This window comes from Affinundibacterium fentianense (genome assembly GCF_018139545.1).
In the GTDB taxonomy this organism is placed as follows: Bacteria; Pseudomonadota; Gammaproteobacteria; order Burkholderiales; family Burkholderiaceae_D; genus Undibacterium; species Undibacterium fentianense.
The window spans coordinates 21,346-46,645 of record NZ_JAGSPJ010000005.1; the positions used below are offsets into that span (position 1 = coordinate 21,346).

At 46.0% G+C, this 25,300-nt stretch carries 22 protein-coding genes; 7 read left to right on the top strand and 15 right to left on the bottom strand.

Annotation, left to right across the window (positions count from 1 at the left end; translation table 11 throughout):
- Positions 1 to 61: 61 nt before the first annotated feature.
- Complete coding sequence (locus tag KDM90_RS11985; protein WP_212675865.1) at positions 62 to 874, bottom strand: DUF3108 domain-containing protein; 813 nt, start codon at positions 872 to 874, stop codon at positions 62 to 64.
- Complete coding sequence (locus KDM90_RS11990; RefSeq protein ID WP_212675866.1) at positions 819 to 1,928, bottom strand: DUF3108 domain-containing protein; 1,110 nt, start codon at positions 1,926 to 1,928, stop codon at positions 819 to 821. Before KDM90_RS11990 ends, KDM90_RS11985 begins: the two co-directional genes overlap by 56 nt.
- A 147-nt stretch (positions 1,929 to 2,075) precedes the next feature.
- On the opposite strand from KDM90_RS11990, the gene KDM90_RS11995 reads away from it, so the two are divergent.
- Positions 2,076 to 2,963 carry a PhaM family polyhydroxyalkanoate granule multifunctional regulatory protein gene (locus KDM90_RS11995; RefSeq protein ID WP_212675867.1) on the top strand — a complete coding sequence of 296 codons (888 nt, stop codon included), beginning with the start codon at positions 2,076 to 2,078 and terminating at the stop codon, positions 2,961 to 2,963.
- A 128-nt stretch (positions 2,964 to 3,091) separates the two neighbouring features.
- On the opposite strand, the gene KDM90_RS12000 is transcribed toward KDM90_RS11995, so the two are convergent.
- Entirely contained in the window at positions 3,092 to 3,658 is a 567-nt protein-coding gene (locus KDM90_RS12000) for a glutathione peroxidase (protein ID WP_212675868.1), read from the bottom strand.
- A 323-nt stretch (positions 3,659 to 3,981) separates the two neighbouring features.
- Between KDM90_RS12000 and rfaE2 the strand changes: the two genes are divergently transcribed.
- Both rfaE2 and KDM90_RS12010 read left to right on the top strand, forming a co-directional pair.
- The gene (gene rfaE2 / locus KDM90_RS12005) at positions 3,982 to 4,467 is read left to right on the top strand and encodes a D-glycero-beta-D-manno-heptose 1-phosphate adenylyltransferase (protein ID WP_212675869.1); all 486 of its coding nucleotides are present in this window, start codon (positions 3,982 to 3,984) and stop codon (positions 4,465 to 4,467) included.
- A gap of 169 nt (positions 4,468 to 4,636) precedes the next feature.
- Positions 4,637 to 5,398 carry an Hpt domain-containing protein gene (locus tag KDM90_RS12010; protein WP_212675870.1) on the top strand — a complete coding sequence of 254 codons (762 nt, stop codon included), beginning with the start codon at positions 4,637 to 4,639 and terminating at the stop codon, positions 5,396 to 5,398.
- Positions 5,399 to 5,457: 59 nt separating this feature from the next.
- Here KDM90_RS12010 and KDM90_RS12015 read toward each other — a convergent pair whose 3' ends face one another.
- The 10 genes from KDM90_RS12015 to KDM90_RS18025 all read right to left on the bottom strand — a co-directional run bounded on the left by KDM90_RS12015 (position 5,458) and on the right by KDM90_RS18025 (position 18,833).
- A complete protein-coding gene (locus tag KDM90_RS12015) occupies positions 5,458 to 6,561 on the bottom strand; it encodes a protein-glutamate methylesterase/protein-glutamine glutaminase (RefSeq protein WP_212676178.1) in 1,104 nt (367 codons plus the stop codon).
- Positions 6,562 to 6,581: 20 nt separating this feature from the next.
- Positions 6,582 to 7,070: a chemotaxis protein CheD gene (locus tag KDM90_RS12020; RefSeq protein ID WP_212675871.1), complete on the bottom strand. Its 489-nt coding sequence runs from the start codon at positions 7,068 to 7,070 to the stop codon at positions 6,582 to 6,584.
- A gap of 57 nt (positions 7,071 to 7,127) precedes the next feature.
- On the bottom strand, positions 7,128 to 7,961 hold the full coding sequence (locus KDM90_RS12025) for a CheR family methyltransferase (protein ID WP_212675872.1): 834 nt from the start codon (positions 7,959 to 7,961) through the stop codon (positions 7,128 to 7,130).
- 44 nt (positions 7,962 to 8,005) lie between these two features.
- On the bottom strand, positions 8,006 to 11,074 hold the full coding sequence (locus tag KDM90_RS18560; protein ID WP_438947434.1) for a methyl-accepting chemotaxis protein: 3,069 nt from the start codon (positions 11,072 to 11,074) through the stop codon (positions 8,006 to 8,008).
- 260 nt (positions 11,075 to 11,334) lie between these two features.
- Positions 11,335 to 11,904, bottom strand: a complete 570-nt coding sequence (locus KDM90_RS12035; protein WP_212675873.1) for a chemotaxis protein CheW — start codon at positions 11,902 to 11,904, stop codon at positions 11,335 to 11,337.
- A gap of 9 nt (positions 11,905 to 11,913) precedes the next feature.
- Positions 11,914 to 14,619 carry a methyl-accepting chemotaxis protein gene (locus KDM90_RS18350; protein ID WP_212675874.1) on the bottom strand — a complete coding sequence of 902 codons (2,706 nt, stop codon included), beginning with the start codon at positions 14,617 to 14,619 and terminating at the stop codon, positions 11,914 to 11,916.
- A gap of 75 nt (positions 14,620 to 14,694) precedes the next feature.
- A complete protein-coding gene (locus tag KDM90_RS12045) occupies positions 14,695 to 16,914 on the bottom strand; it encodes a chemotaxis protein CheA (protein ID WP_212675875.1) in 2,220 nt (739 codons plus the stop codon).
- Positions 16,915 to 16,934: 20 nt separating this feature from the next.
- A complete protein-coding gene (locus KDM90_RS12050) occupies positions 16,935 to 17,216 on the bottom strand; it encodes an STAS domain-containing protein (RefSeq protein ID WP_212675876.1) in 282 nt (93 codons plus the stop codon).
- A gap of 21 nt (positions 17,217 to 17,237) precedes the next feature.
- Positions 17,238 to 17,606: a response regulator gene (locus KDM90_RS12055; protein WP_212675877.1), complete on the bottom strand. Its 369-nt coding sequence runs from the start codon at positions 17,604 to 17,606 to the stop codon at positions 17,238 to 17,240.
- A gap of 42 nt (positions 17,607 to 17,648) precedes the next feature.
- Positions 17,649 to 18,833: a methyl-accepting chemotaxis protein gene (locus KDM90_RS18025; RefSeq protein WP_230409774.1), complete on the bottom strand. Its 1,185-nt coding sequence runs from the start codon at positions 18,831 to 18,833 to the stop codon at positions 17,649 to 17,651.
- Positions 18,834 to 19,263: 430 nt separating this feature from the next.
- Between KDM90_RS18025 and KDM90_RS12065 the strand changes: the two genes are divergently transcribed.
- A complete protein-coding gene (locus KDM90_RS12065) occupies positions 19,264 to 19,677 on the top strand; it encodes a response regulator transcription factor (protein ID WP_212675878.1) in 414 nt (137 codons plus the stop codon).
- Positions 19,678 to 19,818: 141 nt separating this feature from the next.
- Here KDM90_RS12065 and trmL read toward each other — a convergent pair whose 3' ends face one another.
- Both trmL and KDM90_RS12075 read right to left on the bottom strand, forming a co-directional pair.
- Positions 19,819 to 20,289: a tRNA (uridine(34)/cytosine(34)/5-carboxymethylaminomethyluridine(34)-2'-O)-methyltransferase TrmL gene (gene trmL / locus KDM90_RS12070; protein WP_212675879.1), complete on the bottom strand. Its 471-nt coding sequence runs from the start codon at positions 20,287 to 20,289 to the stop codon at positions 19,819 to 19,821.
- 190 nt (positions 20,290 to 20,479) lie between these two features.
- Positions 20,480 to 21,214, bottom strand: coding sequence for a ComF family protein (locus tag KDM90_RS12075; RefSeq protein ID WP_268977749.1), 735 nt, complete (start codon positions 21,212 to 21,214; stop codon positions 20,480 to 20,482).
- A gap of 131 nt (positions 21,215 to 21,345) precedes the next feature.
- Here KDM90_RS12075 and KDM90_RS12080 point away from each other — a divergent pair, with 131 nt between their 5' ends.
- The 3 genes from KDM90_RS12080 (at position 21,346) to ctaD (ending at position 25,297) form a co-directional block, all read left to right on the top strand.
- Positions 21,346 to 22,281, top strand: coding sequence for a methyltransferase domain-containing protein (locus KDM90_RS12080; protein ID WP_212675881.1), 936 nt, complete (start codon positions 21,346 to 21,348; stop codon positions 22,279 to 22,281).
- Positions 22,282 to 22,487: 206 nt separating this feature from the next.
- Positions 22,488 to 23,678, top strand: a complete 1,191-nt coding sequence (gene coxB, locus KDM90_RS12085) for a cytochrome c oxidase subunit II (RefSeq protein ID WP_212675882.1) — start codon at positions 22,488 to 22,490, stop codon at positions 23,676 to 23,678.
- Positions 23,679 to 23,695: 17 nt separating this feature from the next.
- Entirely contained in the window at positions 23,696 to 25,297 is a 1,602-nt protein-coding gene (ctaD, locus tag KDM90_RS12090; protein WP_212675883.1) for a cytochrome c oxidase subunit I, read from the top strand.
- Positions 25,298 to 25,300: the final 3 nt, after the last annotated feature.

Sequence of the window (25,300 nt, forward strand, 5' to 3'; positions counted from 1 at the left end):
GATTGCATATCGTTCGGAGATCGAACAAAGGATAGCTCGAACCGAGCCATTGCAAGAGGGGCTAGCGTTGAACGCTGATAATCTTTTGTTCTAGCAAATCGCCATTGCCGTCTTGAAATCGAATTCGGACAGGGTAATAGTCTAACTCAGTTGCTAGCCACAGGTCTAATTGCTGCCCCTGTGCATCGGCAGGTGGTGCTTTGCGAATATGCATGACTTTCAGTTCCCCAATTGCGGTATCGAGTTTGTCAAAATCGAGGACTTTAAAACTCCAAGGATCAGCGTCACGCGTTCCAGCGACCAGCATATTCCACTCTTTTCCGATTTGAACCTGCTCTCCTGCCGCACGTGCAAACCCGACCAATTGCCAAGTCACACTGAGTCGGTCTTGCTCCCCACCTTGGAGCGGGTAATGCAGGTCTGACTCAGAGAAACGGAGGGTTTTTGTTTGCCGATCAAAGTAAGTGATTGTCTCGTTTCGACGAAATCGCTTTTCTGAGAAACGTTCTGGACTCAATCCCGATGTCTTGATTTGACCTTGACTACGACTCTGCAGAATCTTTCCAAATAAAGCAACTTTCGTTTCAGAACTTAATTGATATTGCTTGCCCGTTTCGCTACTTTCGCTCCATTTCCAACTGATTTTCGCTTCGCCACTGACCGGTATTCCCTTCTGACTTGATTTTAAGCTATAAACCAATTCAACATTGGGTGCTAGATTCCAGTTTTGCGCACTTGCGTGACACGACAGCGACGCGGCGTAGACGCAGAGCAGTAGAGATAAAGTAGGGAAATGAAGCCAAGTCTGCACCGACGTTTTAGCTGGCTGTATTGATTTTTTGCTTAAGTGAAATAACGCTTTGATTCGTGACATTACCATTGCTTTCTGTATTGCGAATTTGTACCGGATACCATCCTAATGACGGTGCCAGCCAGATATCGAGCTGGGAGTTATAGGCACCCGATTTGGGCGGTCTCGATATGTGTATTGTTTTTAATTTTTCCGAATTTCCTACGAGCTTGCTGTGGATGTCTTCTTCACCCACCACTTGAAATAAAAAGGGACTCGCGTCTTTTCCCTCGGCGACCTGTATTGAAAACGTCCTTCCAGGCGCAAGTTGAGTCGGATCTGCGTACCCTATTGCAGCCAATTGAATTAAGATGCTAGCGGCATCTTGTGCTCCGTTTTCCATTGATACCGTCTTGTTCGATGCCGAGAAGCTGATTGTTTTGTCCACGTGATTAAAATGTATTGCGGTTGTTGCACGGTTCCGTCGTTGATCTTGGCTGGTTGAAGGCATTAATCCAAAAATATCGATCACGCCTTCACTTTGGATCGTTAATAGATTTAGCGTTGTGATGAGTAAATTGATGCCGACTTCGATCGAAATCTTGTATTTCCCATTGTAACGTTCCCAATGTATGCTACCAACGCCTGTCGTTGGTTCACCGTTGACCTTGGTGTGCGTCACTTCGAGTTGCATTTCAGCAGACTCTGGTACCCGTAGTCGGAATTCCGGTGCGCTCGTAGTCTCTGCGCTCGTGTCGGATTTCATTTCTAGATTTGTGTCAGTTGCAATTGCTTCACTGCTGGTCTCAGTAGCAAGGGGGGACTGTTCAAGCGGCGTTTCAACTTGTGTTGTGGGCAGCACATCTGTCTTAGGAGTTGAGATGGGCTTGTTCTGTTTTTTCTTACTGGGAGAGGAAGCCAGTACAGATTCGTTCGATGGGGATGGCGTCGATATGGTCTGCAAGTTAACTCGAATGGGCGCAGGCGTTTCTAAATTTGCCTGAGGCGTCCATTCTTTCCAGCTTGCGGACTCTAATAAAACGATATGCAGTAAGATAGTGACCAGTACAAATAACCAAGTACTGGGTTTGGTCCATTGGTTGGAAAAATAGCGAGATAGAAAATGCTTGTTCATCATGATAGTGTAATCGTTCTGCTGTAATCTTGCGAATTGGGTTGACGTGTGAATTCCATTTTTGGGCGCGTTTTATGATTGTTAGTGACTGAAAATACTTTAAAACAGACTTAATCTCGATATTGACTTTAGAAACTAGGAGGAGTCCAAATGCAAAATCCGTTTCAACAAGCAGGTTCGCACGTGAATGACCCATTAGGATTTGTCAAAAAAATATGGGGAGACATGCAGCTTCCGGGGATGGTAACGCCAACTCTATCTGTCGATGAGCTCGATAAGCAGATTCAAGATTTGAAGACAGTCGAATCGTGGCTCACTGTGAATATGAATATGTTGAAAGGAACGATTCAAGCTCTCGAAGTGCAAAGAGCAACGATTGCAGCCCTGAAAGCAATGGGCGAGAGCTTTGCACAGACGAGTTCACGTGCGGAGTCAGCAAACGGTTCTCACTTTGGTACTGCTGGGCAATCGCCTTCTGCGTCACCCCACGCAACGTGGCCCATGCATGCTCAAGCTGCGGAGCCAAGTGTGGAAGAGAACGAGGAGGATGAGGAGTTGGATGAACTCGATGACGTTGATGCGCCGATCGAATCGCTGGATGCGGCTAAGGAAGAGGTGGACAGCGCGACAGATAAACCGGTCAAAACTGCTCAAGCGAGTACAGCGGAAGGTTTTCAAAGTCCCGCCGCATGGTGGACGCTATTGCAAGATCAATTCAAACAGGCATTGTCGAATGCGCTGAAAGACGAATCAGATACAGACAAAGCTGATGATATAACCGCCGGCTCCGACGAAAAAGCGCCATCGAAGCCACGCGCGAAGCGTTCACCGATGAATGCTAAAGGGCAAAGCAAGAGTACGGTTACGGCGAAATCGAGCACGGCGAAGGGAGTATCAAAAGCTGTGGCGAAGATTCCAAAAGCCCAGCAGAAAATCGAACCTGGCAAGAAACCCACTGGAACAACAAAACCTCGAGCCAAGCCAAAATCAACAAAGTCAGTACAGGGTGGCGTGCGTCAGACTCGCCAATCCAACTAGATAGAGTCCGCCATTCGGCAATTTAGTGTGCTGTTCATTCACGGAAGCCCTGACTTCCGTGAATGAACAACTTTCTCGTGTGATAGTGCCGGTGCAGTATCGAAAACGACGGATACGAGGTAAAACCGCTATTCCGCGAGTGCTTTTTCTATCGCTGCCACCAAACCCTTGTTTTCTGGTGTCGTAGTGCTTGCATAGGCGCTCAATACTTTGCCGTTACGATCGATCAAGTATTTGTAAAAATTCCACTTCGGGGTTGTCCCCGTTGCTTTGATCAACTGTGCGTAGAAGGGGTTGACATCGTTGCCACTGACAGAAGATTTCGCGAACATCGGGAATTTGACTCCGTAGGTGTTGAAACAAAAGTCGGCGATTTCCTTGCTCGTCCCCGGTTCCTGTTTACCAAAATCATTGGAAGGGAAACCCAGCACGACTAGTCCACGGTCCTTGTATTTAGCGTAGAGCGCTTCGAGCCCCTCATATTGTTTTGTGAATCCGCAATAGCTAGCTGTATTGACGACGAGTGCAACTTTTCCTTGATATTGACAAAGATTTTGTGGCGCCTCGTCTTGTAAGCGATTAAAGCTATGTTGTAAGACCTGAGGACAACTATTATTGCTAGCTGGCGCCTGTGCATGGCTATGAACGGCAAACGAACATAGTGCAAGCGCGAGCAGCTTATTGAATGTAGACATGGTCATTCCTTCATTGATGAGCTAGTGGGATTTGCTGAAAATGTCGAACAGAGTTTGTGTTCGTTTCGCATGGTAACGCAATATTTTGGTCTTTGCTGCGGGTTGCCCAAACTGTGCAGGCAAGGTAAAGTGGTCGCGACTCGCGGAGTAGGGTGAAGTTTGCTGGATCCCAGTTTGTCGTGAGAGGATTTCGTTCTAGATGGTTTACAGCTTGCTAGGGCAAATATGGGTAGTCGGCGCATACTTGTTTTGAGTCGATTCATTGTGTTTATCGGGACATTTTGAATCCAAAATTTTTGTTTATTTTTTTATGAAAATTCTTTATGCCTGATTTTGAGAATAAAGTTTGTGAGCGCGAACAATTGCTTGATCGTGTTAAGGCACTCGCGAAACCCGTTGTCCTGACCAATGGCGTATTTGACTTATTGCATCGTGGCCACGTCACTTATTTAGCGCAGGCTCGAGCGTTAGGGGCATCGCTCATCGTGGCCGTGAATACAGATGCATCCGTACGTCGACTAGGCAAAGGCGAGGAAAGACCAATTAATAGCTGCGAAGACAGGATGGCGGTGTTAGCTGCGTTGGCAGCAGTGGATTTGGTCGTTGCTTTCGATGAAGACACAGCGTTGGAAACCGTTCTTATTGCCAAACCAGATTTATATGTCAAAGGTGGTGATTACGAAATGCATACGATCCCCGAAGGGAAAGCAGTTTTGGCTTACGGCGGGAAAGTACAGGCGATTCATTTCGAGCATGATCGATCGACCACAAAGACGCTACAAAAAATGCGTCAAACTCCGCAAACATAAAACACAAAGATACTGTCGGAATCTGGCACAAATGCTGCCGTTTGGCGCTCGGCTCAGGTAATATTTTGAAGCATGGTGCTCGCGTCAATAAGATGTAAAAATTGGCATAGAGAATACGCGATTTCGTCATCCTCATCTTCTTTTTTCTAGTTATGTTGGTAAGTCAATTATGGAACAGGTAAAAGCCATGCTGGCCGCGTTACGTGAGAATTACTTGCGTGACCTACCTAGCCATATCGATGAAATTGAACAGTTGTTGCTGGAGCTGGAACGCGAGGGCTTCCAACTGTCTTTGTGTCGAGAGTTATATCGTCAGGTACATAGCCTGAAAGGAAGCGGCGGCACATATGGTATGAATTTTATTAGTGATATTTGCCATCCAATGGAAGATTTATTGAGCCATTTGATTGAGCATCCGCAGCAATTACAACAAGGTGTGATTGGTACAGCACTAGAATATGTCGATTTGATACGTAAAGCTTGTTTTAGCTATTCTGTTAACCTTGAGCCGAGTCAAGAACTCAAACTTAGCTTGCATGCGTTAAGGCAACGCGCTTCAAAAAGTCGCTATTCCGCGTTGATCGTTGAATCGTCAGAGGTGGTAGTTGGAATATTGCGAGAAGTTTTACTCGATGAAGGTTTTCGGGTTGAAGTCGTTCACGATGGCTACCTCGCCTTGGGACGAGCACTCTCAGAGCCTTTTGATTTGTTGGTAAGTGGATTGGAAGTACCACGTTTGAATGGACTTGCATTGATTAGTGCGATTCAAAAATCAGGGATTCGCAGTGGCAAAACGAAAACCTTGCTTTTGACGACATCGGATCACCTCGATCATCAAGTGCATCCTGATTTCCTCCTACGCAAAAATGCCGAATTGAAGCGTAATTTTAGGGCATGTGTCGCGGATTTACTCGCAAAAGCTGTACACTGACCAGTCGTCCTTGCGCCTTCTTATTGTCGTTGATTTGAAATACTCGGGATGCGAGTGGATTATCGATTGCCATACACTTCGATTAGTTGGGCGATCGTGTCGAGAGGGACAATCTTATCGACTGCGCCCAATTTCACGGCTTCCTTTGGCATTCCATAAACGACGCAAGTCTTTTCATCTTGAGCGATTGTTTCCGCTCCCGCATCATGCATATCACGCATACCTAATGCACCGTCATCACCCATGCCTGTCATCATGATGCCAAGGGCATTGCGCCCCGCACATTTAGCCACCGAGCGGAATAATACATTGACCGAAGGTCGGTGGCGATTGACGGGCGGCGCATCGAGAATTTCAACATGGTATTGGGCGCCACTTCGTTTTACCTGCATATGCCTGCCGCCAGGTGCGATCAGAGCTCGCCCCGGAATAACGCGGTCGCCATTTTTTGCTTCTATGACTTCGACCGCACAAATTTTGTTCAAGCGTTCTGCAAATGCAGCGGTAAATTTCTCGGGCATGTGTTGCACGATCACTATTCCTGGCGCGGTCCTTGAAAGCTGTGTCAATACCAGTTCCAAGGCTTGCGTTCCGCCTGTCGACGTTCCAATTGCGACCAACTTATCGGTCGTGACTGCCATTGCAGATGTTGCGTGAATGTCGAGTGCAGGAATGACTTCGTCGATATTGATTTTGATGCTCGGATACGCAGTATTCGTGGTCGGTGTTGATAGAGTATGGATGGGTGCCGTGGCATGCATCGCTCGTATTGGACGTAAGTTGGCGCCCGCAGCAGCCTTCACGGCTTGCACGATGTCACCTGCATCAAGTTCCAAAAAATTCTTTAAACCAGCCTTAGGTTTGGTGACAATTGCGACCGCCCCCGCAGCTAGTGCTTGCATCGAAGTTGCTGCACCTTTCTCTGTTAAAGTAGAACAAATAATCACGGGCGTTGGACGAATTGCCATAATCTTTTTGAGAAAAGTAATCCCGTCCATGCGTGGCATTTCGACGTCGAGAACAATGACATCTGGCCAGTTCGAGTTCAACTTATCCATCGCAAAAATGGGATCAGATGCAGATGCAATCACTTCAATGCTGTCGTCTTTTCCTAATAGTGCAGTCAATACTTGACGTACCACGGCAGAATCGTCAACCAGCATCACTTTGGTTTTTGCTTTCACTAGTCCATCACCTTATCAACGTGTTTGACCCAAACATCACCCGACCATAAATCAAACATAATATTTCTGTGACCATTTCCTCCCAAGTGTTCTGACTTAATCTTGAAACCGTATTGCGCAAGGAGCTTACGCCCAATTTCGACGTTTTGCTCCGAGACTGAGAATACTCGACGATCTTGACCAGGAAACTGATTGCCCCCACCAAAAATTTTGACTTCGTAATCGTGTGCCGACGTGTTTGCCTTTTTGATTTCATGCATAAAGAGGTGGATGGTATCTTCAGCATATTTACCGTCAAGTTCATGATGGCCATGTCGTTTATTCTTAGGCAGCATGTAGTGACACATTCCACCAATATGCTTTTTGGGGTGCCACATCGTAATTGAAACGCAAGATCCCAATATGGTGCGGATACGGGTCTCTCTATCACCAAAGTAAAATTCACCTGGCTGCAAGAAAATATCAATGTAAAAACCTGGTTCATTCATAGGTATGTTTGTTCAACTGTGGCGTCGGTTAGCATGTTTTTCGAAATCTCACTAAAGTTAAGTCGTTTTTTGATAGACCGATGGCGCCACTAGCTGCAGGGGCGAATCTAAGCCATTAAGCGTTTCGGAATGACTAATAATAAAATACCCACCAGGCTTTAATTTGTCAGTTATTTTTTTAACTAAATTTTTCTTTGTCTCTCGATCAAAGTAGATCATGACATTCCGTAGAAAGATAACCTCAAATTGACCTAAATCAGGCAAGGGCTCGACCAAATTTGCAATACTGAAATGGACTCTTTTGCGGATAGTTTGATCGATCAAAAAGAAGTCCTCAAATTCCTCTTTCCCCTTAAGACAATATCGTTTTAATAAAGTTTGTGGAATTTTTTCTGCTGCCAGCATAGGGTACAAACCGCGACGCGCTTTATCCAACACGCGCGTCGAGATATCGGTTCCGATCACTTCCCAGTTTTCCGAATCAAAGGCGTCAGCGAGAGTCATGGCAATTGTATAAGCCTCTTCTCCACTTGAACTGGCAGCACTCCAAATGCGAATTTGCCGCTGTTTTGCAAACTGTGGACAAACAACTTTCTGCAAGAACTCGAAATGCTTAGGTTCCCGAAAGAAGTAGGTTTCATTCGTTGTTAGTAAATCTATTGCTGCAGTCGTTTCATCCTCGTAGCCAGGTCTACCGAGTAATGCAAAATAGTCGCTGTAGCTTCTTAGTCCTAGTTTGCGTAAACGTTTATCTAAACGTCCCATCACTAGGGCTTGTTTACCATCATTCAATGCGATACCGGTTCGTTCATACAAAAAGCGCGAGATCCATGCGAACTCGTCTTTTTGTAAATGAACAGGTGCGCTTGCACGTATCGTATTAATGCTCATGAATCAATCTCTCACATGCTGTACTGTGGATAGCTCAATTTACCTTAAAACCGTTCAAATTTGGCGTCAATTGTGTTGATGTTCGATAAGCTTGTTCTACTTTCTTTGGATTTCGCCTGTGCTCTTTTTGGGGCTGTGATGGAGGTCTGCGGAATCCCTTGATGGGAGGGGCTTTTAAGTTGAAAAAAGCCGATGAGGGACATCAGTTGTTCCGCTTGATCTGTCATCTCCTCGGCTGTTGCCGCGAGCTGCTCGCTAGATGAGGCATTTTGCTGTGTAATTTGACTCATTTGATTCATCGCATGATTAATCTGTCCGACGCCTGCGGATTGTTCATGTGAGGCTGCTGCAATTTCTTGTACCAAGTCAGAAGTTTTACTAATACCTGGGACGATTTGCTCGATTAACTTACCCGCATGCTCCGCCGTCTGCACGCTTCCGCTTGCCAAATCTCCAATTTCTTTCGCTGCAACTTGGCTACGCTCAGCGAGTTTACGTACTTCTGCCGCGACGACTGCGAAACCCTTGCCGTGTTCACCAGCACGAGCCGCCTCAATTGCCGCGTTCAGCGCCAGCATATTGGTTTGATAGGCAATATCGTCAATAATTCCAATCTTTGAAGCGATTTGCTGCATTGCTAATACGGTTGCCCTGACAGCCTCTCCACCTTCTTTCGCTTCTTCGGATGCTGTTGCAGCGATTGCATCGGTAACTTTTGCATTTTCCGCATTTTGCGTGATTCCCGTGGCCATTTGTTCAATGCTGGCACTGGTTTCTTCGACTCCACTGGCTTGTTCGCTCGCAGCTTGAGATAGTGCTTGAGAGGTGGCGCTCACTTGCTCTGATGCATTGGAGAGTGCATTGGTCGCATTGATCACGTCGCCGACGATCAGGGCGAGTTTGTGAACCGTTTCATTGCTTGCCTCTTTTAGTTCTGCAAAAGTTCCTTCATAACGCTTATCAATTGTTTGTGATAGGTCACCTCGTGCCAAAGCTGCAAGGACGCGTAATAGTTCATTTAAGCCCTCGTCACTCGTTTGCATCAAGCGATTGAAGTCTTGGCTTAGTTTTGCAAAGAAACCTGTCTTGCCCTCTTCATTTAAACGTTCTTTGAAATTGCCAGCGACCGCTTGCTCAACAACGGACTCAATTTCCTTCTCGATTGCGACCTCAGTCGTGCGGTCCACCCATTCAACCACGCTCCCTAAGCGTATGCCATTTTCATCGATGACTGGATTCGCGGATAGTGCATAGATCCGACTGCCAATCTGAATTTGCGCTCGATGCGTTGTTGTAAAGCTTGCGAGTATCGTACTTTGATGCGTCGGGCTTTTATGAAATTGATCGATGCTAGAGCCGATTAGTCGAGTCACGGAGAAAGTCGGCATCAACTTTTGGAAATCCGTTTCTGCGCGCCGCAGCATTTCGAGCACAGCGCGATTTGCATAGATGATTCTGCGGTCATTGTCTGCAATCATGACATTGGTTGCACTACCGTCCAAAGCGATCTTTATGCGCAAGTTTTCCGCGGCGAGTTTTTGAGTTGCTTCGAGCGCGGCCAGTTCATCGGTCATGTCGTTCCACTCAATTACACTACCAAGACGTTGCTTAAGCTCATTGATGACCGGATTGATCGCTAGATTGAAAGTGCGTCCTCCCAATTTCATCTGGGATTTATGAGTGCCATTGAGTTCTTCCAGCATTTGTGTTTGATACCCAGAATAGGGATGAAATTGATCAATGTTCGAACCTAATAGGAGGTCTACGCTAAATGTGGGGAGGTCTTGGCGGATGGCAGACTGCGCTTGCCTGAGCATTGCCATCATTGATTTGTTGGTGTAAATAATTTTGTGATGAATGTCCGCGATCATGACATTGGTGGTCGAGTTATCTAGCGCAATTTTGATACGTAGTGTTTCTGCTGCGTTCTTTTCGCTCTCTAAGATTCGTTCGCGAATTGTTCCCACCATTTTTTTTAATGCTGCTGCAATACTGAGATCGTCTTTCTCTTGCAAGCTAATTTGCGCGTCGAGTTTGCCGCTCGCAACTTGATTGGCAAATTCTGCCACAATAGCGGGCTCATTCCCGATTTGACGAATGACAATTCTGATCATATAAAACATCAGTCCGGCAACAACACTTAGCAATAGGAGGCAAGCTCCAATCGTCCTCATACGTGCTTGTTCGATTTCCTCGATGAGGGCTGCAGTACGCTTATCGAGCTCTTTGACCAAATTCATTTCAAGTTCAACATTGCCATCGACAACTTCGCTGAGCTGCCGGAAATAGTCGCTTGGTGAAAAGTTGAGTTTATCCGCTTCAACAATTTTGTCAGAGATTAGATTGAGGATTCCTTGAATTCTTGTTTCTTGCGTCTTCAGTTTCTCGCTGTAATGACCATAATCTGAATTAATTGCGACCAATTTGTCGAAGATCGTGCGATTTACTTCAATCGCATTTTTGATTTGGATTTGACGCCCTATCAATTCGCTACGTTCTTGTGTCGAGATCTGAGCTTTCGCTAAGATTGCGGCGCCCATTCCGCGCGCAATCGCCACGTCTTCATTCAGTTTCAAGAGCGTGTTTGTGGTCATTAGCATCAAAAAATAACTAGCGCTATCAGGGCTAAAAGTTAGCCCACTGTTGTCAGCAATTTTATCTACTAAAGCGAGAATATTTTTTATTAGCGCGGTATGCTGGGCGAAGCTTTGCGCTGGTGTTAAGTTGTCTCGATTTGTTAACAGCGACTTCCAGTTTGAATTTAGCAGTGCTGTCGCTTGCTCCGCCTGTAGTATAGGCCGTTGTTTGATTTCGGCTAAAAGCGTATCAAAAGCGCGACTGAGTTCTATACTGGCATTCTCACGTTCACGTTTTAGATCCGTCGCGCCAATTAAAACCGAAGTGTGCAGTCCTCGATGTTTCTGTGACAGTTGCAATACTTTAACGGCATAGGGTATGGTTTCTGATCCTCGTCGTTCGCCTGTTACAAAATTGACTTCTGCATTGACGGTTTTTAAGTACAAAATAAAAGGTAAACCGAATAACCCCAAAACAAACAAACCAACGATGGCAAATTTTTGCCACATTTTCAACGACGCGATTAATGATGTCATCGCTAAGTCCTCCGTACACGCTTTTGAAGTAAGAGTAATCGCTTCCAGCCACAGCCAAATCAGACCTCAACATGAGCCTTTCCAATCTTGCATTGGAACGGATCTGGTCATGTTGTGTTTTTCTCTTTGGCTTTGTTTCCTGAATGGCGTTACTTTGGGCTAACCTTCTTTGAGGACTTTCCCGCTGTTTTCTTGGTGTTATTCTTTACCTTGCCTAGCAACTAAAAAGTACTTGGTGATTGGTAACTGATTCGATCGATTTAGATTTCGGTATCGTCGGCTTTGCCATCGCCCCAATTATCTACCGATTGTCCAAGCGCAAGCATTTCATCAATGGATAAAACTTGGTCTAGATTTAATACGATAATAAACCGACCGTCTTTTTTCGCCATTCCACTGATGAAGTCGGGTCGAATCTTCGCCCCAAATGATGGTGGTGGCTCAATTTCCTTTCCTGGAATATCCACGACTTCGTTCACCGCATCAACGACAATCCCAATGCTTTGTGTATCTTCTTGATCACTCTGTTCCATTTCAAGTATGACGATGCTAGTACGCCTTGAAATAGTCGTCGTGCCTCGATTGAATCGTGCCGTCAAATCGACAACGGGGACGACACGACCGCGTAAATTGATGACGCCGCGAATAAAATTCGGCATCATCGGAACTTCAGTCAAATCGCCATACTGAATAATCTCCTTGATATTCAATATGCCTAAGGCAAAGACTTCCCCCCCAAGTACAAAAGTTAAATACTGACCAGACTCAGGAAAAGTTTGCGCGTTCGTTACCAGTTCGTTGCTTTGTTTTGTTTTGATGATTGCATTCATTGCCGTCTCCTAGAAGCGTTCAAATTTAGCTTCGTCGAAACCTGATCCTGACGGAATTGCTTTGGTAGATTTGACGACACTACGTCGGACAATATTGTTGCTTCGAGTGGGGATTTGCGTTTGAATTGGACTGCTGGTGTTGACTTGATCCAATTGAAAAAAGCTGACCAACTCGAGTAACTGTTCTGCTTGGCTTGTCATTTCTTCTGCTGTTGCAGCCAACTCTTCACTTGAGGATGCGTTGGTTTGCGTGATTTGGTTCATTTGATTCATCGCGGTATTGATTTGCCCAACACCTGCCGATTGTTCCTGTGATGCGGCTGCAATTTCTTGAACGAGATCAGAGGTGCGACCGATACCTGGCACGATTTCATCGATCAGTGTTCCCGCGCGTTCCGCTGTTTTCACGCTGCCACTTGCGAGGTCTCCAATTTCTTTTGCTGCGATCTGACTACGTTCGGCCAACTTACGTACTTCAGCGGCGACGACGGCAAATCCTTTACCATGTTCACCAGCGCGGGCAGCCTCGATCGCAGCGTTGAGTGCCAACATATTAGTTTGGTAGGCAATGTCATCAATGATGCCAATGCGCGAGGCAATTTCTTTCATTGCGACCACGGTTTGTTTTACTGCCTCTCCACCCTCAATCGCTTCTTTGGAGGCTTTCGCAGCGATACCGTCGGTGATGGTTGCATTTTCCGCATTTTGGTTGATGCCAGCGGCCATCTGTTCGATGCTAGCGCTCGTTTCTTCGACACTGGCGGCTTGCTCACTTGCTGCCTGTGACAAGGCTTGTGAGGTTGCGCTCACTTGTTCTGACGCGTTTGACAAGGCATCGGTTGAATTAATCACGTCAGCAACGATATGGGCTAACTTGTCGACTGTTTCGTTTGCGGCATTCTTCAACTCGCCAAATGTACCGTTGAAATCCGCTTCTATGGTTTGCGTCAAGTCACCTTGGGCCAACGCGCCGAGGACTCGTAAAATTTCATTCAGGCTCGCTTCATTTGTTTCGACCAGTCGATTGACATCGGTACTTAGTTTGGCAAAGAAGCCGCTCTTGTCATCCATCGTAATACGCGATGAGAAATCGCCATTCATCGCGGCTTCGACGACTGTACTTACTTCGTTTTCGATCGCAACTTCGTTCGTTCGGTCTATCCATTCGACAACGCTTCCGAGGCGTTCACCTTGCTCGTTGATGACGGGATTGGCGGATAATGAGAAGTGTCTCTCACCAACTTTAATGTTCGAACGGAAGTTGCTGGTGAACGTCGCTAGCAGGTTCTTTTGATGGCTAGGATTTTTATGGAATTGATCAATATTCGAGCCGATTAACTTTGCCGCAGAAAAATTCGGCAAGACTTTTCTCATATCGGCTTCTGCATTGCTCAACATCTCAACAACGGATTTGTTCGTATAAATAATATTCCTGTCATTGTCGGCAATCATGACATTCGTTGCACATCCATCGAGGGCGATTTTGATCCTGAGATTTTCATTCGCCAAACGGTCAGCCTCGGCTTTCGCGGCGAGTTGTTCTGTAATGTCAGCCCACTCGACGACGCTGCCTAGCCGTTGGCCGTGATCATCAATGACGGGGGCAGCCGACAATGTGAAAGATCGGCCACCCACACTGATCTGCGCTTTGTGTATCGTCGTGAAAGTGGACAAGAGATTGCGTTGATGAGAAGGGTTTTTATGAAATTGATCAATACTCGAACCGAGCAGTTTTGCGACACTGAAGTTTGGTAAGTCCTTGCGAACATCATTTTCTGCATTACGCAACATTTCTACTACGGATTTATTGAGATAGATGATATTTCTATCGTTGTCCGCGATCATCACATTTGTACCAACGTTGTCGAGCGCGATCTTGATACGCATCGTTTCCGCCGCATTGCGTGCACTTTCTTCTGCACGCGCACGAATTTGGCTTACCATCTTCGAGATATTGGCGGCAATACTGGTATCGTCGCCATCTCGAAGTTCCAATTCTACGGTTAGATCGCCACTCGCAACTTTCTGTGTGAAGCTCGAAACATCTTTGGGTTCCCCTCCAATCTGCGTACGAATATTCTTCGCTATGAAATACGCGGCGATAATCCCGACCAGAAGTGCTAAGGCAGAAAGAATTTTGATTTCATCAACAATACCCTCAAAGGTTTTTTTGTTTTCATCACTGCGTTCTTTGACAATTTTGTGTTGAAATTGAATGTATTCACGAACGACTTCATTCAACGCTGTCGCTTTGGCGTAGCCTTCAGAGCTAGCAAGTTTTAAAGCGTCCTCTTTCTTTCCGCTATCGACTAACGCATTGACTTGATTTTGCACTGCTAAAGATGCTCGGTTATTCTCTTTCATCTTGACGTGCATTGCTTTGCCTTCAGGTAAATACAATAAGGGTTCTAACTTATTGAGGGCATTAGTAAGTACTTCATTGTTCTTTGCGAGTCGCTCACGTGCCGTTGCAAGCTCTTGTTTGTCAGTTGATGCCGCAATTTGGAGTACACGTCCGATAATTCCACGTGCTTGATCCAAGATTTCAGTCGCGACTTCTGTTTTGACAAATTCGCGGCTTAACACTTGTTCAGACTTTTCATTGATCGAGGAAAATTGCGTCAAGCTCGTGACAGCCATTGTTAGCATCATTGCTAAGATGAGGCCAAAACCTAGAATCAATCTTTGCATTATCGTTAAATTTTGCAGTTTCATTCTGAGTGTACTTTCTGTGACGTTAATCGGTGAGATATGAAAGGCGAAGCGACTGAATTTTCGCCGTTCGCGTGTTTATATATGCTTGCTTGTATCGGCTTTGAATTGGAGTGCTGCGGGCTTGTGTTGCGCGCGTCGCGTCACTTGCTGCATCATTGACGCAATGCTTAAAATAAGTGCGACTTCACCACTTCCCAAGATGGTTGAGCCGCCGATGCCTTGTAAGTGCTGGAAGAGTTTGCCAAGGGGTTTAATGACGGTTTGGAATTCGCCCATCAATTTATCAACGACGAGACCCGCTTTATTTCCAGCATAGCCAACGACGACCACATTTTGCCGGCGTGGAACTTCGCCGCGAATATCGTAAAGCTGACGTAAGCGGATAAATGGCAATACTTCGCCGCGCAAATCCATGTAATCGTTCTCGGTAATTGTTCTAGGCAATTCGAGGCACTCGATCACATTGTCGAGCGGAATAACAAATGAAGAATCACCGACGCCAACCAGGAAGCCATCGATAATAGCTAGAGTAAGTGGCATGCGTATTCGCATTGTCGCCCCCACTCCAATTTGACTGTCGATATCGATGGTGCCGCGTAGCGAGGTCACATTACGCTTGACAACATCCATCCCAACACCCCGACCCGACAGGTTTGAAACTTGGTCGGCCGTCGAAAATCCTGGCTCGAAAATGAGGGCATAAATTTCTTTGTCACTCAGTGATGTCCCTGAGCTGATTAATCCTTTTTCGATCGCTTTGGCTAATATTTTGTCGCGGTTCAAGCCGCCGCCATCGTCGCTCACTTCAATGACAATACTGCCGGATTCATGATAGGCGTTCAGTCTTAGGGTGCCTTGGGCGGGTTTGCCGCGGGCGACACGGATTGCAGCCGACTCAATGCCGTGATCCATGGAATTACGAACCAAGTGCATGAGTGGGTCGCCGATTTTATCGACGACTGATTTGTCGACTTCGGTATCTCCACCGGAAATTTCTAAGACGATGTCTTTCCCAAGTTCAATACTAACATCGCGTACGACCCGTTGGAATCGACTAAAGGTTGTGCCAATAGGAACCATTCGGAGTTGTAGGGCGCTATCGCGAACTTCTTCAACTAAACGCATGACTTCGCTCGTGGCTTCGAGTAATGCCATGTCATCTGATTTGTTGGCGCGTAAATTTGCACCGGCACCTGCGATCACTAACTCACCAACCAGATCAATGAGTTTATCTAGACGTTCGGCATCGACGCGGATATTCTGCTTTTCGCGCGCTTTCGTGTCTTTGACCTGCTGCTGTTTTTGAAGAGCTGCATTTAAGATCGGTTCTTGGAGCATCTCCTGTTTGACTAGAATCTCTCCAATCGGTGCTTCTTTTGTTTTGCCATCTTGTAGGCGATGACGCTGATGTTGCAAGCGAAGACATTCGTCGAGCTCGTGTTTCGTTAACACACCACTCTTAATTAAAATCTCACCAAGGAGCTCGTCATCATTTGGTAAATTGTTGATGATATCGATATACTCATCAATCTTGCTTCGTGGCGGAACGATACGAATGATGCTGTCTTCACGTACGAATTCAAATACGTTTTCAATTGCTTCTTTGGTCGCGCTGCTTTTTAAAACAACTTCAAATCCTAGATAGCAAGTTTCGGCATCCATGTCGTCAATCGCAGGAATGCCATCGGTAATGGTCATCAAATTAACGACATCGCCCAGGGTGCTGAGATAGCGGATGAATGAGAGTGGGTCCATCCCATTCCGTAGACAATCTTTGCTAAAGCGCAGAGATAAATACCAATTACCCGAGTCAACGACGCCACCGCCCGATGCTTGCGCATTCTGCTCTTCATTGTGAGTCACAACTTCTGTGCTGTAATCTGCAGATTCGCCATTAATGAATTCACGTAGCTTTTCGTGCAATATCGCGCCAGCGTTTTTTTGTTCTGCCGTTTCTTCTGTAATTCCTACAGCGATCCCGTCGACTAAGCTGCTAATATGATCGCGGCAAGGTAGTAGCACCGCAATCAATGCAGAGGATACTGGGATTTCTTCGTTGCGTAACATGTCGAGCAGGCTCTCGACGACATGGGTAAAGTGTACGATGTGGTCGAGCCCGAATAGACCAGCAGAACCCTTGATGGTATGCGCCGCGCGAAATATTGCGCCAATTGAATCTTCAGGATTCTGGTCGTGTTCTAAACCGAGTAGACCATCTTCCATATCTTGTAATAGCTCGCGACTTTCAACTACAAAAGTATCGAGTGCCGCTTTCATTTCATCTTCGAAACTCATACGAATCTCCTGCGTATCGCTCAGGTCAATATGACTTGGTCGCCAAAGCTTGCGGTCATATTGCACATTTCCATCACTTCGAGCACGGCTTTGCTGTGCATTGAATAACGCAATTTTTTATTCCGTCGAGCGGCTTCTTGCTTCATGAGTATGAGAACCTGCAAGCCCGCACTATCCATTTCAGAAACCTGTGATAGATTGAGTTCTAGATCGTCGTCCGTTTCTAAAAAATCTTGCAGATGCTGTTTTTCATTCGCAGCAGTATAGATCGTCAATTCGCCAGATATTGCGAGTGAATTCACAATTCACCTCAATTCAAAAGTTTAAGGAAGGATTAACTTTGACACCGCTGCAAGCATTTGCGCGGGTTGAAATGGCTTGACTACCCAAGCTTTTGCGCCGGCGGCCTGGCCTTGGAGTTTCTTACCTTCTTGCGATTCAGTGGTGAGCATGATAATGGGTGTAAATTTGTACATAGGAAGTTTTTTCACTTCTTGTACAAAAGTAATACCATCCATAATGGGCATGTTGACGTCGGAAATGATTAGGTGAACTTTCTGGCCTTTTAGCTTGCTGAGTGCGTCCTGACCGTCTACACCTTCGATGACGGTGTATCCTGCGCCGCGCAGAGCCAAACCGACGACTTGTCGGACTGATGCGGAATCATCCACAACCATGACTGTTTTTGACATGTTTTACCTCAATTAATAACGTTTAATACATCGACCAAAAATTTAAAAGAAAGTGATATCGGACTCGGGCTCTTGATGTTGTGGAGTCGTTCCGCCTGCTCGTGATTGTGCTTGATTGATATGTTGATCATTCATTGTGTAGTACTGCTCTAATTCGTTCAGCCATTCAGCGGTTGAAGGAATACCTTGTTGTTGATTGATGATGGATAATAATTTTCCAATATCGCGATCAAGTACGTTGAGCATTTGGCTGACTCGATCTTGATACTGCAAGGTCACGAGCAAATTCTCCACCTCATTTCGAATCACTTCGCCTTGACTGCGCATCACTTCCGCCGCATTCCCCAAACTCTCTACATGTCCTAAAACAGCTTTAACGACATTCCCTGAGCGGAACAGGATTTCTCTGTCCTGGTCGTTGGCTTTTCTTGCTGATTTTAAAGTTTCTTTTACCACGCTAGTGATTTCATTGACTCGACCGGTGATTGTTTGACCGGTTTCCGATGAGATCAAGGACAAGCGGCGAACTTCACCTGCAACCACAGCGAAACCCCGTCCGTGCACACCGGCACGCGCAGCTTCAATCGATGCATTGATCGCTAAGAGATTGGTTTGTGCTGCAATTGTACCCACACTATGTGCCATATCTTTAAGGTCAGCTGTGGAAGCCGCTAGCCCTGCAATTGCCTCCAAAAGATCATTTTTATTATTGATCATGGTGTCAAGATGTTCAATAACGGGCTGCAGTTCATCGCGGCACAATTTGAGCAAGTGCATGGTTGCGGTGTGGCTGGCTGATTCTTGATTGTCATACTGCGCGCCAAATCCTGCCGCGTCAAATTGCTCAATAATTGAGCTAAAACTGTGAATCAGTTCAGCAACTGCATCCTCGGTCTTATCTTTAACAGAGACGACATGGTTCTGCCAAACGGGAAGCACGCCCTGAAAAAAATCGGTCTCTTGTTGATTGGGTGTGTAGCGAGTCACGACAATTTCTTTAACGGTCTCGCTCGTGCTGGATTTTGAAGTGTCCTGTTCTGGGATAGTAAATTTTTTCCAAGCCCAAGCGCTTCCAATGACGCCGATCAATGAGATGAGTTCTAGCGGGCCAGGTTTGGAAAAAAGAGGCAACACCGCGAATATCCCAAGCAAAATTGGCAAAATCAATGCGATATTGACCGCCCCTTTATTGCGAAGATTAGTCAGTGAGTGAATTACTAAATGCATGTCAGAGTCTGAAAAATTGTAAATAGAAATGCAGCGCATCATTGTGCTTCGATGTGCTGTACAACATTTAGCTGCTTTGAAAATAGAACACTATCGCATTCAGTCAGAAAGTCGTAGTATGTGTTGCTCTGTGGATATAGCTTAGCATGCTTCCAAAAAGACTTGTTGTATTATTCAATATGGGTGTTGTAGTTTGTTTAGTCTACATTTCTAAGAGGGGCTTGCTGCTCAAGGAGGCCCTGAATCATTTGATACAGATCAAAAAAAACGCAAGCTGAATTACAAAATCTTGTTAGATCGGGATGTTTTTAATCGATTCGGATTTATTCATGGCAACATCTTAGCTTGCGTGTTTGAATGAATTGCACATCGGTTGCATTGAGAATAATAGTTCGCCTTAGTTTGTCTGAGCGAAGCGGGGGAGAGTTGAATGAGTGAGCAGGCAGCACTAAAAGTTTTAATTGTGGATGATTACGATATGACGCGGACGCTGCTGAAGATCATCTTGCGCGGGCAACGTTTTGAAATCGTGGGTGAAGCGGTTGACGGCGAGGAAGGGGTCGCCATGTGCACAAACTTGCAGCCGGATATCGTTTTGCTTGATGTGGTGATGCCGAAGTTGAATGGACTAGAAGCACTCGCAAAAATCAAGTCGATGGCAAGGCAACCCATGGTTTTAATGGTGTCCGGTGCGGAAGAGAGCGGTGTTGTAGAACAAGCAGTTCGTTTGGGCGCCAGCGGATATATTCTTAAGCCGTTCAATACAGCGAGTGTGATTGAAACCATGAACCAAGCTCGTGACACATTTATTTTAAGGAATGCAGCTGAAATTAAACGCCATTAAGTTTGGCATTACCTAGCTAGGTTCAATAGGGTGTCTTGAGTGCTAAATTGAAGAGGGGAGTCCTTCCAAAGGAGGTCTCGACATAAATTGAGCTTGGATAAGTATTGGTAAGAACGTTTTTTGGTTGTTGGGTATTTGCGCTTAGACTCCCCCAAGGTAGTCATGTTGGCGCCACGCTTCGTAGACAACAATTGCAACGGTATTCGATAAATTTAAACTTCGATTGTCTGGTCGCATTGGCAGGCGTATTCGTTGTGACACAGGGAATGATTCTCGTAATTGTGACGCTAGCCCACGTGTTTCGGCTCCGAAAACAAAGAAGTCACCGGCTTGAAATGCAGTTTTTGCGAAGCTGGTTGATCCATGGGTAGTCATCGCGAATAAGCGGTCGAGAGGAGGTTGTTCACTCGTAAGAAACGCTTCCCAGCTTTTGTGAACCTTCATCTTTGCATACTCGTGATAATCCAGGCCTGCTCGTTTTAATTTGCTATCTTCTAAAGGAAATCCGAGCGGCTCTATTAGGTGTAGCTGGGCCCCAGTATTGGCACACAAGCGAATGATGTTCCCTGTGTTGGGTGGAATTTCTGGCTCAACTAAGACTACATTAAACAAAATGATTCCTTTAGATAAATCGAAAGTGGAATGATAGCGTAAAGCTTGAGATTGCGGTTTGGACTAGCGAGGTGTGAAACGATTGTACGACCATTCTTCCCTCTTTGATTTTATTTTTATCTCAGTTGTTAATGAAGCCATTGTGCACATTGACACTGATTTAGAGCGAGCAATCATTTGCCGCATATTTTTAGCGCCAGACAGTGCGCGCAAAGATAAAATTGGTGACTGTGGCTGCGCCGTGCCGCTTTAGAAGGCCGGCGATTTCATTTAGCGTTGTTCCCGTTGTTATCACATCATCGACGAGGCCAATGTGCCGCCCTTCGATTTGAGCTTGTTCCGCTGGATTGATTACGAAGGCGCCTCGGACATTATGGACTCGTTGCTCGGGATGTAAGCTACTTTGCTGTTCCGTATCCCTTGCTCGCCAAACTAGATCTGGGCAGATTGGCAATTCTAATGCTTGCGCTAAAGGTCGAGCCATTTCCATTGATTGATTAAAGCCTCGCGTACACAAGCGCTGTCGGCTCAAAGGCACTGGGCAAAGTAAGTCTGGCCAGATCTGATCCTGTTGTTGCAATGGTTGAATTCGGCTCGCAAGTTGTTCCGCGATGATGCGAGCATACCGGAGATTTTTACCGAACTTTAGCCCAAGAACAAGACTGTCTACTTGTGCTAAATAGTTCGTGCAAACGATAGTGCGGTCAAATTTGGGTCGGGTGAGTAAACACTGTCCACAAACACGAGCAAATGAGTCTTCCAACGGGATGGCACATTGCCGGCAGCGGTTGACTGCGTTTCGAAAGTAGTCGTGTTGGCAAGCTTCGCATATCCCTTTTGGTGAAGTTAAACCACAAATCGCGCAATGCTCAGGCAGGAGTAAGTCCAGTAAACGCTTCGAAGTAACCGAGAAAATGCGTCGCATTGTTTGTCCGAGAGATCGCCAGGTTTGCTGCCGTCATTGAAAATTCGCGTGTCGCGTGTAAACTGCGACGCTTGAACCCAATAAAGGTTTGACAATTTTGTCTAGTTATTTAATCACTAAAATCTACTATTATGTTGAGTGCCCCTATCGATATGTTGCAAGTCCGTCGTTTGTTTGCAACGCCTAAAAGACTTGTCGAGGCGCAATTTTTACGAAGAGAAGTTGCTCAGCGCATGGCGGAGAAGCTCGATCTTGTAAATATTTATCCGCGTCGAGTTTTGGATGCCGGTTGTGGATCAGGTGAAGATCTTCTGCGTTTGGCAGAGCGTTATCCGCAGGCAGATCAAATAGGTATCGACGCGTCTTTGATGCAACTGCATGAACTGCGTCATCATGCAAAATCTGTGGCTGATATAACGGGAATTGGGGGGCGCTTACGCCACTTATTGAAACCCTTGATTGGCCAGTCCCACGGTGCAGCAAATTCTGTACAGCTAATTCAGGGCAATTTCGCGCAATTGCCATTTGCAACTAACAGTGTCGATATCGTTTGGTCAAATTTGGCACTTCATTGGCACCCGCAACCCGATCTAGTCTTGCAAGAATGGTTTCGGGTAATTGCGCGGGAGGGCTTGGTCATGTTTTCCTCTTTTGGACCCGATACCTTCATTGAACTTAAGCGAGCCTTTCAAACGGTTGACATGTATCCTCATTGCTTACCTTTTGTCGATATGCATGATTTTGGTGATATGTTGGTCTCTGCAGGGTTTGCGACACCTGTAATGGATGTAGAACGCATTACATTGAAATACCAAAACGTCGAAAAATTACTAGCGGACGTTCGCGCATTGGGTGGCAATCCGTTGCAAGATCGACGTCGTGGCTTGCTTGGAAAAGGCGCTTATGCGAAATTGTCCTCCGCATTAGAGATGCTTAGGACAGCGGACGGACTGATCCCGCTTTCGATTGAAGTTGTTTTTGGCCATGCATTCAAACCCGTGCCAACAAAACTTGCAACAGGGGAATCGATTATTCGATTTGATCCGTCGATTCGAAAAGCAAATTGAATCCCAATTTGTTGACCAAAGAAAACACTTTTCGCTCAATTTGTCTAGCAAAAATCTTGCCTGTCAATATGATTTTGCTTAAGCGAACCGTGATTTCTTCTTGATATAGCTCAGCTTTACGCTTTATACTCTCGCAGTTGTGGGAATTGTCAGTGTTACCCTTTGGCAATTTCTGTTGAAAATTCTAATAGGTTTTTGGGGAAATCATGAAACATGCTATGCGATTAAAGTCGAGAACGCTTGGCGCCTCTTTGGTGCTGGGTACGTCGCTTTTGGCTGCTGGGATGCCAGCTTGGGCCGTTAAAGATAGCCCAGGTGGTCCTGCCGTCAAGCAGTTAAACCTGCAAACACCCGTGACGCAAATCGCGGAGCAAATCTACTCCATTCACAACCTCATGTTGTATATCTGCTTGGCAATTTTTGTCGCAGTGTTCGGGGTGATGTTTTATTCAATTCTGAAACACAGAAAATCGTTGGGACATAAGCCTGCGACCTTTCATGAAAGCGTTACAGTTGAAATTCTTTGGACGATCGTGCCTTTCTTCATCGTGATTGGTATGGCATTGCCTGCAACAAAGACTGTTGTCGCGATGAAAGATACCTCGAATGCGGATATCACGATCAAAGCAACAGGGATGCAATGGAAGTGGGGTTATGACTACCTGAAAGGCGAAGGAGAGGGTATCTCTTTCTTGTCGACTTTGGCGACACCTCGCACGCAAGTTGGCGCTCCAGGTCAAGTTCCGACAGAAGCGCGTAGCGTTAATTACTTGTTGGAAGTAGACAATGAAGTTGTTGTTCCAGTGAACAAAAAAATTCGGATTATCACCACGGCAAATGATGTGATCCACGGCTGGACGATCCCAGCCTTTGGCGTGAAACAAGATGCGATCCCAGGTTTTGTACGTGATACATGGTTTAAAGCAGAAAAAATCGGCACGTATCGCGGCCAATGTGTTGAATTGTGCGGTAAAGAACATGCTTTCATGCCTATCGTGGTGCGAGTGGTCTCCGATGCAGACTACACTGCGTGGGTCGACGCGAAGAAGAAAGAAATGGCGGCAAAAGCCGATGATCCAACTAAAGTTTGGACAGTCGATGAGTTAAAACAACGTGGTGAAGCAGTTTATGCTGCTAACTGTGTCGCTTGTCATCAAGCAACTGGTAAAGGAGTGCCAGGCGCATTCCCAGCATTGGACGGTTCAGCAGTTGTGACCGGTCCAAAGGCTGGTCAAGTTGATATCCTGTTGAACGGTGTTCGTGGTATGCCAGCTTGGAAAGCGACATTGTCTGATACAGAAATTGCTGCGGTAATTACTTATACCCGTAATAGCTGGTCGAATAAGTCTGCAGAAAATATCGTCCAGCCAGCCGAAGTTTTGGCTGCGCGTAAGTAATTGAACAGGAGATAGAGATGAGTAATACAGTAGCTGATCACGCACACGATCACTCACACGGTCATGATGACCACCACGACCATCCGCACGGCTGGCGTCGATATTTGTTTGCGACCAACCATAAAGACATCGGTAACTTGTATTTGTGGTTCGCATTCACCATGCTGATGGCTGGTGGTGTGATGGCCTTGTTGATTCGTAGTGAGTTGTTCCAACCTGGTTTGCAATTGATGCAGCCAGAGTTCTTCAATCAGTTGACGACCATGCACGGTTTAGTTATGGTTTTCGGTGCGATCATGCCGGCCTTCGTTGGCTTTGCTAACTGGATGATTCCTTTGCAAATCGGCGCGTCTGATATGGCGTTCGCCCGTATGAATAACTTTTCATTCTGGTTAATGCCTCCAGCAGCCATCTTGTTGATGGCTTCTTTCTGGGTGCCAGGCGGCGCGACTGCAGCTGGTTGGACTTTGTACGCTCCATTGTCGACACAAATGGGGCCAGGTATGGACATGGCGATTTTCGCTGTGCATATCATGGGTGCTTCTTCCATCATGGGTTCGATCAATATCATCACAACCATCTTGAACATGCGCGCTCCTGGCATGACTTTGATGAAGATGCCAATGTTCTGCTGGACATGGTTGATCACAGCATACTTGTTGATCGCAGTGATGCCAGTGTTGGCAGGTGCGATCACGATGACTTTGACAGATCGTCATTTCGGTACCTCGTTCTTTAACGCTGCTGGCGGCGGTGATCCAGTTATGTACCAACACATTTTCTGGTTCTTCGGACATCCAGAGGTGTACATTATGATTTTGCCAGCGTTCGGCATCATTTCTCAGATTGTTCCAGCGTTTGCTCGTAAACCTTTGTTCGGTTATGCCTCAATGGTGTATGCGACTGCTTCCATTGCGATTTTGTCTTTCATCGTTTGGGCGCATCACATGTTCACGACTGGTATGCCGGTGACAGCACAATTGTTCTTCATGTATGCAACGATGTTGATTTCTATCCCAACTGGTGTGAAAGTTTTCAACTGGGTTGCAACGATGTGGAAAGGTTCGATGACGTTTGAAACACCGATGTTATTTGCCGTTGGTTTTATTTTCGTGTTCACGATGGGTGGATTTACTGGTTTGATTTTGGCTGTGACGCCGATTGACATCCAGTTACAAGATACTTACTACGTTGTTGCGCATTTCCATTATGTTTTGGTTGCCGGATCCTTGTTTGCTTTGTTCGCTGGTTTCTACTACTGGGGTCCAAAATGGACTGGTTTCATGTACAACGAAACGCGCGGCAAGATTCACTTCTGGTTGTCGTTGATTTTCTTTAACATCACATTCTTCCCCATGCATTTCTTGGGACTGGCTGGTATGCCACGCCGCTATGCTGACTACCCAGCGCAGTTTGCCGATTTCAATATGATTGCTTCATTCGGCGCTTTTGGTTTCGGTTTGATGCAGGTTTACTTCATGTTGTTCGTGGTCATTCCATCGATCAAAGGCGGTAAGCCAGCTGAAGCGAAACCATGGGAAGGTGCAGAGGGATTGGAGTGGACAGTACCAAGCCCAGCGCCATTCCATACATTTGAAGAGCCGCCTGAATTTAAATAAATA

Excerpts from the sequence above, each read along its gene's own strand:
- KDM90_RS11985 (WP_212675865.1), bottom strand. The coding sequence starts at position 874 with ATGTCACGAATCAAAGCGTTATTTCACTTAAGCAAAAAATCAATACAG.
- KDM90_RS11990 (WP_212675866.1), bottom strand. The coding sequence starts at position 1,928 with ATGATGAACAAGCATTTTCTATCTCGCTATTTTTCCAACCAATGGACC.
- KDM90_RS11995 (WP_212675867.1), top strand. The coding sequence starts at position 2,076 with ATGCAAAATCCGTTTCAACAAGCAGGTTCGCACGTGAATGACCCATTA.
- KDM90_RS12000 (WP_212675868.1), bottom strand. The coding sequence starts at position 3,658 with ATGTCTACATTCAATAAGCTGCTCGCGCTTGCACTATGTTCGTTTGCC.
- rfaE2 (WP_212675869.1), top strand. The coding sequence starts at position 3,982 with ATGCCTGATTTTGAGAATAAAGTTTGTGAGCGCGAACAATTGCTTGAT.
- KDM90_RS12010 (WP_212675870.1), top strand. The coding sequence starts at position 4,637 with ATGGAACAGGTAAAAGCCATGCTGGCCGCGTTACGTGAGAATTACTTG.
- KDM90_RS12015 (WP_212676178.1), bottom strand. The coding sequence starts at position 6,561 with ATGCTGGTTGACGATTCTGCCGTGGTACGTCAAGTATTGACTGCACTA.
- KDM90_RS12020 (WP_212675871.1), bottom strand. The coding sequence starts at position 7,070 with ATGAATGAACCAGGTTTTTACATTGATATTTTCTTGCAGCCAGGTGAA.
- KDM90_RS12025 (WP_212675872.1), bottom strand. The coding sequence starts at position 7,961 with ATGAGCATTAATACGATACGTGCAAGCGCACCTGTTCATTTACAAAAA.
- KDM90_RS18560 (WP_438947434.1), bottom strand. The coding sequence starts at position 11,074 with ATGACATCATTAATCGCGTCGTTGAAAATGTGGCAAAAATTTGCCATC.
- KDM90_RS12035 (WP_212675873.1), bottom strand. The coding sequence starts at position 11,904 with ATGAATGCAATCATCAAAACAAAACAAAGCAACGAACTGGTAACGAAC.
- KDM90_RS18350 (WP_212675874.1), bottom strand. The coding sequence starts at position 14,619 with ATGAAACTGCAAAATTTAACGATAATGCAAAGATTGATTCTAGGTTTT.
- KDM90_RS12045 (WP_212675875.1), bottom strand. The coding sequence starts at position 16,914 with ATGAGTTTCGAAGATGAAATGAAAGCGGCACTCGATACTTTTGTAGTT.
- KDM90_RS12055 (WP_212675877.1), bottom strand. The coding sequence starts at position 17,606 with ATGTCAAAAACAGTCATGGTTGTGGATGATTCCGCATCAGTCCGACAA.
- KDM90_RS18025 (WP_230409774.1), bottom strand. The coding sequence starts at position 18,833 with ATGCATTTAGTAATTCACTCACTGACTAATCTTCGCAATAAAGGGGCG.
- KDM90_RS12065 (WP_212675878.1), top strand. The coding sequence starts at position 19,264 with ATGAGTGAGCAGGCAGCACTAAAAGTTTTAATTGTGGATGATTACGAT.
- KDM90_RS12075 (WP_268977749.1), bottom strand. The coding sequence starts at position 21,214 with ATGCGACGCATTTTCTCGGTTACTTCGAAGCGTTTACTGGACTTACTC.
- KDM90_RS12080 (WP_212675881.1), top strand. The coding sequence starts at position 21,346 with ATGTTGAGTGCCCCTATCGATATGTTGCAAGTCCGTCGTTTGTTTGCA.
- coxB (WP_212675882.1), top strand. The coding sequence starts at position 22,488 with ATGAAACATGCTATGCGATTAAAGTCGAGAACGCTTGGCGCCTCTTTG.
- ctaD (WP_212675883.1), top strand. The coding sequence starts at position 23,696 with ATGAGTAATACAGTAGCTGATCACGCACACGATCACTCACACGGTCAT.